7 protein-coding genes are annotated in these 15,097 nt (G+C 42.5%); 5 read left to right on the plus strand and 2 right to left on the minus strand.

The features are described 5' to 3' along the window. Positions 1-12 precede the first annotated feature (12 nt). Positions 13-3,627, minus strand: a complete 3,615-nt coding sequence (locus tag PQO05_RS16965; RefSeq protein ID WP_273628617.1) for a glycoside hydrolase family 2 protein — start codon at positions 3,625-3,627, stop codon at positions 13-15. A 199-nt stretch (positions 3,628-3,826) separates the two neighbouring features. Between PQO05_RS16965 and PQO05_RS16970 the strand changes: the two genes are divergently transcribed. The 4 genes from PQO05_RS16970 to PQO05_RS16985 all read left to right on the plus strand — a co-directional run bounded on the left by PQO05_RS16970 (position 3,827) and on the right by PQO05_RS16985 (position 12,585). Next, positions 3,827-6,175 (plus strand): glycoside hydrolase family 31 protein, encoded by a 2,349-nt coding sequence (locus tag PQO05_RS16970; RefSeq protein ID WP_273628618.1) that lies wholly within the window; start codon positions 3,827-3,829, stop codon positions 6,173-6,175. 605 nt (positions 6,176-6,780) lie between these two features. Continuing rightward, complete coding sequence (locus PQO05_RS16975) at positions 6,781-9,990, plus strand: SusC/RagA family TonB-linked outer membrane protein (RefSeq protein WP_273628619.1); 3,210 nt, start codon at positions 6,781-6,783, stop codon at positions 9,988-9,990. 12 nt (positions 9,991-10,002) lie between these two features. Then, positions 10,003-11,859, plus strand: coding sequence for a RagB/SusD family nutrient uptake outer membrane protein (locus PQO05_RS16980; RefSeq protein ID WP_273628620.1), 1,857 nt, complete (start codon positions 10,003-10,005; stop codon positions 11,857-11,859). 18 nt (positions 11,860-11,877) lie between these two features. After that, complete coding sequence (locus tag PQO05_RS16985) at positions 11,878-12,585, plus strand: DUF3823 domain-containing protein (RefSeq protein ID WP_273628621.1); 708 nt, start codon at positions 11,878-11,880, stop codon at positions 12,583-12,585. A 73-nt stretch (positions 12,586-12,658) separates the two neighbouring features. Here the strand turns inward: PQO05_RS16985 and PQO05_RS16990 are convergent, their stop codons facing one another. After that, on the minus strand, positions 12,659-14,332 hold the full coding sequence (locus PQO05_RS16990) for a hypothetical protein (RefSeq protein ID WP_273628622.1): 1,674 nt from the start codon (positions 14,330-14,332) through the stop codon (positions 12,659-12,661). Between the two features lie 359 nt (positions 14,333-14,691). Between PQO05_RS16990 and PQO05_RS16995 the strand changes: the two genes are divergently transcribed. Then, positions 14,692-15,096, plus strand: coding sequence for a DUF5655 domain-containing protein (locus PQO05_RS16995; RefSeq protein ID WP_273628623.1), 405 nt, complete (start codon positions 14,692-14,694; stop codon positions 15,094-15,096). The last annotated feature ends 1 nt before the right edge of the window (position 15,097 follow it).

Below are 15,097 nucleotides of genomic sequence, written 5' to 3' on the forward strand. Positions count from 1 at the left end.
TAGTTTAAATGATTATTGGGCAAGATCTGTCAGCATATTAATTAATAATTTACCGGCTACAGGATCGGTCAAGGTTTTATCCAATCGCATTTGCGAAAGGATTACATTGCCAATTTTCACAATCGGGAAACCTTTGATTTTATCCAGGCGGCTCATCCTTTCGTTTACATCGCCCGGCAAATAGCCATGCACTTTGGTGAAAGATGCCAGTTGTACCACATTTTCATTCCTGTTGATACGGAAAGCTCCAGCCATTACTGATGGCAGTTCGCGTTCATTATTATTAAAATTGCGGAGATCTAAAGGTTCTAAACCATTATAAATTGGTGATTCGGGGATTTCCATATTAGTTACCTCGCCATCTTCTTTTACAATACTTCTGATATACTCAGGATAAAGGGTGTGCACAAAATTGCCACAGCCGGAAAGCAATACATGCTTGCCTGATGCCAGTAAGGTTTTGATCTGCGCAGTTTCAGCAGTGTTAGTGTTCAGGGAATTAAGTCCTGACAGGATATAAACATCGGCCTTTTGTTGAAGATCAGCAACGGTGTTAGCCGAAGTATACTTCACACCTAAAAAACTGAGTGCTTCGTTAATTCCTTTATTTTTATCGAGCACCAGGATCTTTTTGTTATTAAGTACATCTGCGTTAAGATCATTTTTATTCATCAATAACAGATCATAACTATTTTCTGAAACCTTTTTACCGTTTTCTATTAACGTTAATAATAACTTACTATCAACACGATTTTGTGGTAAGTTAACAGGAATAGTGATTTGTGGATCAATCCATTTGCGGCCATAATGTTCAACCGTTGGTATTGGCAATTCGCCGGTGGCAATTTGGTGATTATCGTTACCAACCAATTCCCATTTCAGGGTAGACGGGCCTACTGCTGTACCGTCTTCTTTATCATTAACAATACAGATCTGCGTTGGCAATTTGGCACCTGCATAAAAGTGCCTGCCCCAAAATTCTGCTGTGACTAATACCGGCTGCAAGGCCTTTTTCATTTCATAATAAACCGGCCAGGGCTTAATTTCATTAACCATATCTACATTGGCAAACCAGGTTAAGGTGGAGAAATGCAGGATCCCTGCCGAGCGGTCATCAGTACGGCGAAGCGCTTCGCCCAGCTCTTTTGAAATAAAAGCCTGCGTGGTTAAATAGTATTTAGGATCGTTATACTCGTATGCGAACTTACCCACCAGCGAAGCTGGATTTTGATGCACGTAGGTGTAATAACGTGTAGGGTGACCGGTTTCGTCAGTATAGCCGGTCGACATTTCCTGCGATATAAGCGGCCTGCCATCATTCTTGTTATTCTTTTGCCATTCGCCTTTAAAGAATTTAAACATCGAATAATCATACCAGTTATAATAAGCATGTGGGTCGTCTATATCTCCATCGTCTATATCTTTATAAAAGTCGGCCCCAAATCTTTTGGTATTGCGGCGGTAGTTAGAATCAAAAACAATAGGCCGGCTTGGATCAATCGTCCGCATGGTTTTTACTACATCAGAAATGGTTTTCATTTTGATCTTGGCCCTTTCATCGTCCGGATCGTTATCATAAAACTTCATTTCGTTGTTCATCGTCCAGATCAGTAATGAAGGATGGTTGCGGTACTTTTTAATGAGATCGTAAAACTCATTTTTCCACAAATTCACCAGCTCTGGTGCAGGCATACTGCTTTCCAAAAACAACCATGGCCAGGTGCCTTCGTAACTCACCCCTATCCCATCCTCGTCTGATGCATTCATCCAGATCTCATTGTAAGGCACAGTGTGGGTACGGGTAACCATAATATTGCCCTGCCTCATTAACTGGTTAAATTTATGGGCCATTGCTGTATCATTAGGTACCAACGGCGCAGCGGTTTGGTTACCGCCACGCAGCCAGTAACGCTTACCATTAAGGTAGAAATAATCGCCATCCACCTTAAAAGTTCGGAAGCCCGAACGGATGATTTTTTCATCAATCTGCTTACCATCATTATTTGCCAAATCAAACTTAAAATCATAAAGATTAGGATAGTCGGGCGACCAAAGCTTTGGCTTTAACCCATCAATGTTATAGGTAAAGGTTTTAGTTTCACCGGCTTTTAATGACAGTTGCTTTAAAGATGCTGCATTATACAAGTCATCTTTAAATTTCACTCCATTAATACCTGTTGAAATTGAGAATGATGTTTGATTGGCTTCATTATTTTTAACCGTAACATTAAACTCTGCACCGGTAAGTGTGGGTTTAATAAATACGTCCTCTATCCTTACAGGATTGGTAATTGTAAGCGTAACCGGTTGCCAGATCCCCGCAGGATCGTCCTGAAAGAAGCCGTGAGCCAGATCCTTTACCATTTTTTGGGTTACTTCAACCGTTACGGCAACACCGGCAATTTTATTGGCATCTTTAATATCCTTCACATAATCACGGATCACTTTTACCGCTATGAGATTTTTACCGGGTTTTAGCATACTGCTTACATCCAGTTTAAAATCGCCGAACATGCCTACGTGGCTGCCTGCTTTTTTACCGTTCACCCAAACCTCTGCTACTTTTGATACAGCATCGAAAGTCAGTTCTAAATGTTTTCCCTTTATATTATCCGGCAAATTCAGCCATTGGCGATACCAGCCTATGGCAGTTTTTTTATAATCGAAAGTGTAAGCTTCGCACCTGTCCAAATCTTTCTGATAGTAATTATCGGCCACGCCTTTACTCGCGGTGTTATACGCTTCGCCATGTTGCCATACGCGCAGTGGGTTCCAGAAATTGGGGACTGTCATTACATGCCAGTCTTTATCGCTATGAGATGGAGATGTGGCATCTGTTTCATCACTTACTTCATAACCGGGCGAAAACAACCAGCGGCCATCAAGTGAAATGTCATTGCGGCCTTCAGCAACTTGTTTAACTTCTATTGGTCTATATTCAGATCGTTGCTTTTTGCGTAATGCAACTTTATCAACAGATACAGGCTCCCATTCCTCAACCGGCTGGCGCAATAGTGCATTTTTACTGAGCGATGTAATACTAAGCTCTTTAAACTCATTGGCAATCCAACTACCGCCTAAAGTAACTTTACCTGCCGGGGCAAGATGGCTTAATTTATCAACCACATCTATACGTGGCAGCTTTTCATTATTGAGGTAAACACGGATCCGGTTACCGGCAATCTGGATTTTAAAATCATACCATGTGCCCGGTTCCGGATGGAAATCAAGCTCGCGCAAAGCCAGGAAATCATCAGAACCCATATAACCCAAACGGGCCAGGTATAGAAACTTTTCGTTCCCACCTTTCAGCATCAGGATGTAACGATCGTCGCGATTGGCAGCGCGGAACCCGGCACAAAGCTGTACCTGTTTAGCGGTATCGGGTACACGGCCTTTAAACTTAATCTCGTAATCGGCCCAGCTGTTTTCGCCGAAACATAGGTAAGCATCGCGGGTAGTTAGTGTATTGTTTTTAACGTCTGTTATGCCGCGGCCAATTTTTTCATATTTGGTGGTTGGGGTGTTAAAACTTTCTTCCAGATGAATATTTCTCTGGGCAAAAAGCTGACATGTGGTTAGAATTAGAAATAATGTGGTTAGTACTGTACTAAAAGTTCTTCTCATTTGGTGGCTGTATAATTGTTGCTGCAATTACTTTTAATCGTTTAATAAAAGGTTAATAAAGCCTTAACCATCGTTGTATATCATTTTTATTACACACAAACCGGGCAATTAATTGAGTTTGGGCACCAATTAGTTTGTTATTAATGGTCTGTTAACCAAAGCCGCTTTCTTAGCATTATTCAAACCTTCCTAAATATTAATGATGTTAAAAAAATTATTGTTAGCCGCCTTACTGTACGGAATGGCTACACCTGTTAATGCACAAAGTTTCACCCGGACAGATAGAGCAATTACTGTCAATACATCCACTGGTGTAGTTGAATTGCAATTCTACTCATCGGGTATTGTTCATGTGCTGAAATCTCCGTTAAAGAAGATGCAAGAACCATTAAGCCTTAGTGTTATTGCCAAACCTGTAAATGCTTCTTTCTCGGTAAAACAAGCCGGACAACGACTAACGATAACTACAAAAGCGTTAAAAATTAATGTTGATATAAATGGTGGCACAATTAGCTATTACAACTTAACCGGCAAATTATTAATGGCAGAAAGGGTTAACGGCAACCACTCAAACGAGGGTATTAAACAAGAATTCAGTTTACCTACCAAAGATGCCATCTACGGCTTAGGTCAACATCAGGAGGGCGTAATGAATTACCGCAACCATGCTGTAACCCTTCGACAACAGAATATGGAAATTGCTGTACCTGTTTTACTGTCTTCCGGCGGGTATGGAATATTTTGGGATAATGCGTCTGCCACAAGATTTCAGGATCAGGATGGTATTACGTCTTTCGAATCTGCCGCAGGCGATGTCGTCAATTACTATTTTATTGATGGAGGTAATGCTGATGGGGTTATCGCAGGGCAAAGAAAACTTACCGGCAATGCGCCCATGTTCCCTAAATGGGTATTCGGCTTTTGGCAGAGTCGCGAGCGGTATACCAGTCAGCAGGAGTTAGTTGGTGTTGTGAAAAAATATCGCGACCTGCACGTACCGTTAGATGGTATAGTTCAGGACTGGCAGTACTGGGGCAAAGGTGATAGTGTTTGGAATGCGGTTGATTTTGGGAACCCACTTTACCCTAACCCAAAGGCAATGGTGGATAGCGTTCATCAATTAAATGCCCATATCATTATATCCGTATGGCCAAACTTCGGCCCCCAAACCAAAATCTATAAAGAATTTAAAGAGAAGAGGATGTTATTTGATTTTAAAACCTGGCCAGAGGATCGGTCGGTTAAAGTTTACGATGCCTTTAACCCTGCAGCGCGTGATGTATACTGGAAATATATCAACAAAAATCTCCTCTCTAAAGGCATAGACGGCTGGTGGCTTGATGCAACTGAACCAGAGCAGGGCAACCCAGCCCAAAGTGATAGCGCACAAACCTATTTAGGAAAATTTAAGACCTTAAGAAATGCCTATCCATTAGCTACAACGGGAGGTATATACGAACATCAACGACAAACTATTCCTAATAAGCGTGTATTTATTTTAACCCGATCTGCCTATGCCGGTCAGCAACGTTATGGCACCATGACCTGGTCGGGTGATATACAGGGAACCTGGGATGTATTGCGTAAACAAATTTCAGGTGGTTTAAACTTTTCTCTATCCGGTATCCCCTATTGGAATACGGATATTGGCGGATTTTATTCTGGCACAAAATATCCAAAAGGTGTAGCAGATCCGGCTTTTCAGGAATTGTATACCCGTTGGTTCGAATTTGCTGCATTCACACCCATGTTCCGTTCGCATGGCACCAATACACCGAGGGAAATTTATCAGTTCGGGAAAAAGGGCGACTGGGCTTACGATGCTCAGGAGAAATTCATCAACTTAAGATACCGCCTTCAACCTTACATTTATTCGTCAGCATGGCAGGTTACCGCGCATTCATCAACCATGATGCGGGCATTGGCTATGGATTTTCCTTCAGATACTTCAGTCCTGAATATAAATAACCAATACCTATTTGGTAAAGCTATACTGGTAGCACCGGTTACCGATTCTTTATACGTTAGCCGTGCTAATGGAAATACTATTGTTGATTTCAATATCACCAAGTCGCAAAATTTATATCTGCCTAAAGGTTCTGATTGGGTTGATTTTTGGACCGGACAATCTTACCAGGGAGGCAAGAAAATACAAGCCAAGGTTCCCATCGATCAAATCCCTTTGTTTGTTAAAGCCGGTTCAATTATTCCATTCGGCTCGCTTCAGCAATATACAGAGCAACATGCTGATGATAAGCTCGAGATCAGGATTTACCCCGGCGCCGATGGATCTTTCACATTATACGAAGATGAGAACGACGGATACAATTATGAACACGGAATTTATAGCCTGATTGATTTTAAATGGAACGATAAAGCGCATACGCTCACTATTAGCAACAGGCAAGGCACGTTTCCCAGCATGCTAAAAACCAGGATATTTAATATTTCGATTGTTGCACCAGGCAAAACTACCGGTATTAATACTTTAGTATCAACTTATAACCTTAATTATAATGGCAAACAGATAATTAAAGTGATTAAATAAATCCGCAATAATCAATATAAAAATAGCTGTATAATACTCAAATACAAGGCATTATACAGCCATTGTTGTTTATAAACAGTTGGATTGTTTATTAAATATTAAAAAAAGTTTATTAATGCCACCAATTAATATGCGATTAGCTATTTATTAGTTAATTATTAGTGCCTTGCCGATTACTTAGTTGCTGTAATTAACCAATTAAATCAAAACCTAAATTAACTAAGTATGATGAAAGATTTATTTAATCCTTCCTTGTGTAAAATTATGCTCCGCCATAGTTTTTACCGGCATTGTTTTATTGTTAGCGCGCCCAACCCAGGCCAGCAAAACGAGTTATTTCCAGTAACTAAAAATTAACCAATTAGTAAACCGGATCCACGCAACCTTTTGTTTCAAACGCATAATACGACCTATTGATATAGAATTATACAAACCAATTTTATTTAGCTCAAAGACATCCTGATCGATGCATCTGTACCATTACGATGTTCAACGGCGCTATGTACACATAGTAGCCGAACGGGCTTACTATATCAATTTTATAGGTTAACAATGCAATGCAACAAGGAATGATGGCTGCCCCGGTAGTGATTAAACCTTAAAACATGAAAAAACAACTCCGAAAAGTATTGGACAAATACTTAAAAAGCAAAGAGCTGACCAGGACAGCCTGGTTATTTCTCTTCACACTGCTGCTCACCAATGTTTGCATGGCCGGCAGCATGGCACATTCAACAGCGCCCGCTCCTGTTACGGTTACCGGCCTTGTTAAGGATGAAAGCGGTATTACACTCCCAGGTGTAAACATCAAGGTTAAAGGCACCACACTAGGTACTGTAACCGATGCCCAGGGAAAATTTACCATTAACACGCCCGAAGCTGGTTCTATACTCCAGGTATCCTTTGTAGGATATGTTGCGCAGGAAGTACAGGTAGGCAACAATAACAAGGGCTTGCAAATAACGCTTAAGGCCGATAATAAAAGCCTTAACGAAGTAATTGTTGTGGGCTACGGTAACCAGCGAAAAACAACACTCACCGGCTCGGTATCAACATTAAAAAGCGATGAACTGGTTGAGACTAAGAATGAAAACGTGGTGAATATGTTAACCGGTAAAGTACCGGGGATGCGTATCCAACAGTTAAGTAGTGAGCCTGGTGCTTTTAATACCAAATTTGATATCCGTGGGTATGGCGCTACACCGCTTGTGGTTATCGATGGTATCCCACGCAGCGCGGATGATCTGGCGCGGATGGACCCTAATGAGATCGATAATATCTCGGTAATGAAAGATGCATCAGCAGCGATTTATGGTGTTCGTTCGGCCAATGGTGTAATTTTGGTTACCACTAAAAAAGGAAGCAACCAAAACGGTAAGTTCAACATCAGTTATTCGATAAATGCCGGCTGGCAGCAGTTTTTAAACTTGCCAAAAGGTGTGGATGCACTCGATTACATGATGCTTAAAAACGAGCAGCAAAAACGAGATTTCGGCCAGAATTTTTACCAGCAAACTGCTCCTGCTTTTTCTGCTGCGGATATGGTCCCTTATCAGAACGGTACCCTGCAATCATCAGACTGGATTGATGCTGTGATGAAACAGAACGTACCACAGGTACAACAAAACCTCAATATTAATGGCGGAACCGATAAGGTAAACTACTTTTTCGACCTCGGTTACCTGAAACAAGATGGTGTATTTAAAAGCGGCGACATGAATTACGACCGCTGGAATTTCCGCTCGAATGTAAACGTAAAGCTGACCAACCGTTTACGTGCCGAAATTTTAACTTCAGGCTATGCCGACACCAAAAATCAGCCGCATGCCGATGTATGGACCATGTTTAAGTACGCCTGGAACCAGCTACCGACTGATCAGATCTACGCCAATAATAACCCGGCATATCCGCACGTAGAACCTGATAATGCTAACCCGGTAACCATGACTACCTCGAGCTATAATGGCTATAAGATTAACAAGATCAAAAACTTCCAGGGTCAGGCTAGTTTAACTTATGACATCCCGGGCGTACAAGGTTTATCGGCAAAAGGTATGTACAATTACGGTTACAGCCCTACCGACAATACCAATGTTAACCAGTCGTTTAACTTGTATCAATACGATCCGCAGAATAAAACATACCTGCCTACTTTAGTAAGCTCGCCATCGTACGTATATAGGGGGTATAATACCAATACATCAACCCTGATGCAGTTCTCGTTAAATTATGCCCATAAGTTTGGGAACCATAATATTACCGGCTTATTGCTTTATGAAGAAGCTGATACCCAGAACGATAATTTTAACGCCCAGCGCGAGTTTTCATTAGGCCTACCTTATTTGTTTGCAGGTAACTCAACCAACCAGGTAGCCAATATGGATCCTAATGGTCTTTACGAAACTGTAAACAAAGGTGTTGTTGGTCGTTTCAATTACGATTACAAAGGTAAATACCTTGCCGAGTTCGGTTTCCGTGAAGATGGTTCGAGCAAGTTTAAACCCGGCGCGCAATGGGGCTTCTTCCCCGAAGGCTCTATCGGCTGGCGCTTAAGCGAGGAGAAATTCATCCAAAACCTTATCCCTTCTAAAATACTAAGCAACTTTAAGGTACGTGCATCTTATGGCGAGTTGGGTGATGACAGCAGCGCTGGTTTGGTGCCTTTCATTCCGGGTTATACTTACCCATCAGGAGGTGCTATTTTAGGCGGCAACTATGTTAACGGTTTAGCATCAATTGGTGTGGTTAACCCTAACCTAACCTGGTACACCGCCAAAACACTGGACATTGGTGCCGACCTTTCTTTATGGAACGGCCTGTTAGATGGTACTTTCGATTACTTCGTGCGTACCCGTACTGGTTTACTTGATACCCGTACATCTGTTGTACCGGGCACCGCAGGTACAGCATTACCACAAGAAAACCTGGATAGCGACCAAACCAAAGGTTTCGATATGATCATATCTCATCGTAACCATATTGGCAGCGTGGGCTACAACATCAGCGTAAACGGTTCAATTTCCAGAACCATGAAACTGGTTGTACAGCAAACCCGCGCCGGTAACTCTTACGATAACTGGAAAAATGGCCAGGCCGATCGTTACACCAATATCTGGTGGGGTAAAGATTACGGAGGCCAGTTTCAAAGCTACAGCCAGATCTATGGTTATAATGTAAACACTGGTGGTGGTAACCAGGCTGTTGTACCCGGCGATTACTATTACAAAGACTGGAATAACGATGGTGTGATCGACTCGAAAGATGAGCACCCTATTGCAACCCGTGACATCCCATTGGTAAACTTCGGTATGACCTTAGGTGCCAACTGGAAAGGCTTCGACCTGAACATGCTGTTACAAGGTTCAACACTATTCCATGTGCAATATGCAGAGCAATTGGCTCAGCCTTTAATGTACGGTCGTAGTGCATTAACACAATTCTTGGACAGATGGCACACTGCCGTACCGGGAGCTGATGTTTACGACCCTAATACCGTTTGGGTTCCGGGCTATTATCCAACAACCGGTTCGCCTCCGGCAGATGGTACCAAAGCGGTACAAAATGCTACTTATGTGCGTATCAAATCACTGGAACTGGGTTACACTTTGCCTAGCAGATTACTTAAAAAAGCAGGGATCTCTAAATTGCGTGTTTATGTAAACAGCTATAACCTGGCTACACTAACAGGCCTTAAAAACTCAGACCCAGAGCATCCGGGTGTTGTGGCACCTAATGCCGACTGGAATTACTCGCAAGGCGGTTACCTGTACCCATTGAACAGATCATTTAACGTAGGCGCCAATGTTACTTTCTAAGATTTACGAGATATGAAAAATTTAAAACATACCATCATAACAATTGCCGCAACCGTGGCCCTGGCATCGTGCCATAAGCTGGAGGTAGCGCCAAAAAACATTATTACAGACGAAGCTGTATTTAGCACCCCAACGGGCGTTACGGCTTACCTGGCAAGTATTTACAGCCGCTTGCCTATGGAAGATTTCATTTACCGTAACGACGGCGGCTACGACCCAAACAACGAAGGCAACAACGGAGGCTTTAGTTACCTGGATGGCGGCCGCTGGCAGTGTTTTTATAACCCGGGCAGCTTAAGCGGCGAACTTGTTGGCCCTTACGGCGGCACAGGTGATGCTGCACAGGGTTTCGGTTACTGGCCTTATAAATGGGTGCGTAATATTAATTATTTTATTGAAAACCTGCCTAAAGGCGGCCAAGGTATTACTGACGCACAGAAAAACCAGTTACTGGGCGAAGCCTATTTTTTAAGGGCTTACTTTTATTTCGCTATGGTGAAACGCTACGGTGGTATCCCGATCATTAAAACTGTGCAGGATCCACAAGGTAGCCTCGAATCATTACAAGTGCATCGTGATAAGGAAATTGATGTATACAATTTTATTGCCGACGATTTGGACAAAGCTTACAGCATGATGCCAGAGAGTAATGACCGTGGCAGGGCTAACAAATATGTAGCAGCAGCACTTAAATCAAGGGCTATGTTATATGCAGGTAGTATTGCCAAATATGGTTCGGTTAATTTCGTAGCAGGGCCTGCACAAACAGCTGGCTATACCGGCATACCGGCATCAGAAGCCAATGGTTTCTTCCAGAAATCTGTAGATGCTGCTAAATTGCTTGATGGCCACTACCAGTTGTACAACAAGGTTGGCGATAAAGAGCAAAACTATGTACAAGCGTTTTTAGACCAGGATAGCCCTGAGAATATTTTTGTGCGGGATTATTCTGTACCGAGCGGTACTGCGCACAGTTATGATGCTACGTTTTCGCCACGCTACATGACTGCTGATGGTGATTCGCGCGCTTACCCTACTATTGAAGATGTAGAGCGTTACACCACTCTTAAAGTAACCAATGCTGATGGTACACCAATAAGATTCAATAGCCTGGCTGATATTATGGCAGGATTAGAGCCACGCTTAAAGGCATCGATCTACTTTCCTGGCGCTACATTGAGGGGACTTACTTTCGATGTACAAAGAGGTTTGTATGATCATTTCAGCGGTACTGCTGCTGCCGAAATTGGTCTTACTCCACCAAACCATCAATATCAGCATTTAGCAGGTAGTACAGATGCGCTTTACAATGGCTTACGTATTATCGGTTTTACAGGTATTAGCACCGATGGTGATAATAAAACCCGTACAGGCTTTTTCGTAAGAAAATATGTGGCTTATAACAAACTTCAATCAGACTGCGGTTTGTATAAAAGTACCCAAAGCTGGATAGATATCCGCTACGCAGAAGTGTTGCTGAACCGTGCCGAAGCGTCATTTGAACTGGGTCAAACAGCTGATGCATTAAACATGATCAACCAGATCAGGACACGTGCAGGCGCTACCCTATCAACAGGTGGCATGACCATCGATACCATCCGTAACGAACGTTGTAAAGAACTGGCATTTGAGAAACACTATTGGTGGGATCTGCGCAGATGGCATACGGCTGATAAAGTTTTGGATAATACCAAATTCCACGCCCTGCTGCCTTACTATGTTATCGACGAGAAGAAATACATCTTCATTCGCGACGTAGAAACGTTTCAGCGTACTTATACCTTCGATAAAAAATGGTATTACGAACCTATCCCAGGTGGCGAATTAGGTAAAAACCCCAACCTATATCCAAATAATCCAGGCTATTAATTCTAAAAATATTTCATCATGAAAAAAATAATCAGTCCCCTATTGCTGGTATTTGCCACACTACTAATTTCAGCATGTACCAAACCCGATAATTATCCGGGGCCGGATTCTACCTTTCAAGGGAGGATCATTGATAAAACAACAAATGCCAACTTTTTGACAGAAACAGCCGGCATGCAGGTAATGCTCGAAGAATTAAGCTGGAGCGCTACGCCTACCCCGCAATATATCCCATCAAAAAACGATGGCACTTATGAAGATTCTAAACTATTTAAAGGCCACTACCGCGTAACCCCTACCCAAGGTGCATTCTGGCCTGTTACAGGTGAGGAACTGGACATCAGCGGGGTAACATCCAAAGATTTCACCGTTACGCCTTACCTGCAGATCAAGAACCTGACAAGTAGTTTATCAGGCACTACATTAACACTAAAATTCAACATTGCAGCCCCTATTACAGCAGGTTTGCCTAATGTCTTAGATGTTAAGCCATTTGTAAACACAACTGAGTTTGTAGGCAGCGGCGCAACCATCAGCCAGTACAGCGACCCTAACCAGGTTAACATTAACAGTGCATGGTCTGATGCGATTGCTTCAACCACTTACACGTTAACTGTTACCAACTTAAAATCGGGGCGTACGTTTTACGCCAGGGTTGGTGCACGTGTAGATGATAGTTATAAGAAATATAACTACTCGCAGGTGATTAAGGTAGATGTGCCTTAATCTGCTACAATCCATTTAAAACAAGAAAGCCAGCATCCCTCATGCTGGCTTTCTTGTTTATTAACGGTGTTACTTACTGATTAATACGGAATTTCTCAGTTGCTGTAATGGTCGACCGTGTACAAGTCATGGCTTGTGTTCCACCTTCGCTCGACACGTATTTACCGTTGTTACCACGTAAAGAGATTGTCCCATCCGAATTACTGATCCAATCAAACTGTTCCCATGGGCCAATCGCCGTGCGGTTACAGGTTATAGCCTGCGTACCATTTTCTGACGATACATATTTACCCTGTGTCATCAACGATACTTTACCACTGCCGCCGTTAACTACCGCAAACTGCTCCCATCCTTGGGCCGTAGTGCGATTGCAATTCATGGCTTGAGTGCCGTTCTCGCTGCTCACATACAGGTTATTTGATCCTTTGAAGGTAACAGTCTGCCCTATTGGAGCAACCGGGCCCGAACCGCCACCAACTACCGGTGCTGTAGGTCGAATTGAGGTTAGGGAGATTTGCCCTTTCAGCATTTTGCCGCCATCGCCGGTAAGTCGCAAATAGTAATCGGCAGAACATGCTGTACCATCTTCATCCAGTGATAAAAAGTTAGAGCCTGCCGGCACAAATGATGAATTTTCTGAAGTTTTGGCAATTTGGTTACCTTCGTTATACTCATCAAACATCGAAATGTAAAGCCCTTGCGCACCGCCCCTGATCAGGTTGTAAAACTGGGTCCACATTAAATCACCGTGAGCACGCTGGCGTAATTGTAAATCGCCCGGTAAAACGCATGGCTGATAATCTATACCGTTACTATTGCAATACGCCTGATCACCTATCTGGGTATTATTGTAAAAGTTATTGGCATCGGCGATAGACCCGATCTTACCAATCATCCACGGCGAAATCATGTTAAACGCATTAAAAGTTGGCAAAAAGTTGGGCTGCACTTCACTGGCATTCGGGTCGCGCCAGTAGGCAGGCACACCGCCAATAATATAGCAGCCCTGGCTTTTAAACCAGTTGATTACATCTAGACAAACTGAGGCAGAGAAAGGGTGATTAGCATCATTAAAACCAAATCCCCAGATACATACCACCGGTTTACCATTTTGGCGGGCATAAGCAGACGATGAAGTATAAGCCGACATTTTATTAGTCCAGTCTGCCTTAATTTCGGTCTGCATATTAGTCCAGCCGCCAACATCATACATAATATAAAACTTGCGGCCGGTTGCCTCGGCTGCAGTTTTAACTTTGGCGGTTACCGCATCGCGGATTGCACCTTCGCCACCATTAGGGTTAAAGCGTTGCAATGCAGCACAGTCAATACCGTTTTGCTGCATCCAGGTAAACTGTGTATTAACCGTTTGATCATTGTACGATGAGAATAACTTAGCCGGGCTGCCATTATTAAGGTTAGCAAAACCGGTTTGATAGGTGCTGGTATATTCCCTCACATCGGGCCATGATTTAATGCCGATGTTGTTCGCATTTGGTGTCTGGCTATCTGGGTTACACCAGTGCCACCAGCCATTATATGGGCCACCATCTCCAATGGCCGCAAACCAGCCCTGGTATCCAACGGTAACTTTTCCTACAACATCGCCCACGGGCGAAGAGTTAACTTTTACATTTAATTTGTTTGCCGTGACAGGTTCGGTACCTCCTACATTTTTTTTGGCGCAGGCTCCCATAATTAGGCCAGACATTAGCAGTAAGCTAATTTTTAAGTTTTTGTAATTCATAAATTAATTGATTGATTAATAATTGGTAAAAGATTAATTATGGAGCGTTACAGACAGGCAAACGCCTTAAGGTGGTATTAATACAGTGATTTCCATTAACAGATTTGGTATTAGGTTAATATTAAATGCAGCAGGGACCTGCATCTTTATTGTAACCAATTTACCGGCAGCGTATTAATTAACTTATAATAGAAAACTAATAAGCCATTAATAATATAAAATACCCCATTAATAGCATATTATAATATTATTTGATTGAATACCCTATGAATTACCAAACCGGCGTATTGGTTAATGCGTTAAGTTTAATCTGCTTATTAAAAGCTTATCTTTAAAAATCAAATCTTATAAGTAAACAGATGACCTGGATTTGCCCGAAATGTGACCGCGAACTACATAAACCAGAGCAAAGGCACTATTGCGAGCGTGTTAGCCTGGACAGCCTATTCCACGGGCGCTCGCCTGAGCTTATACTTTTATTTGACAAGATATTGGCCGAAGTGGCCGACTGGGATGGTGTACTTGTAGGTACAACCCCAAATTGTATTGTATTTACGCACAGACTCACTTTTTTGGTTATCAGGCCGATGAAAAAGGAGTTGGATATTAAGTTTTATTCCAAAACACAGCATGCAGAACGGCCTGTAATTAAAAGTACAGCCTGGGGTAAAAAGTTTGAAAACCATATCCGTCTATCTCTACTGGATGACCTTCGCCCCGCTTTATTTACCTATCTGCGAGCCTCTTATGAACTACTGGCGTAAT

This window comes from Mucilaginibacter jinjuensis, from assembly GCF_028596025.1.
Classification (GTDB): domain Bacteria; phylum Bacteroidota; class Bacteroidia; order Sphingobacteriales; family Sphingobacteriaceae; genus Mucilaginibacter; species Mucilaginibacter jinjuensis.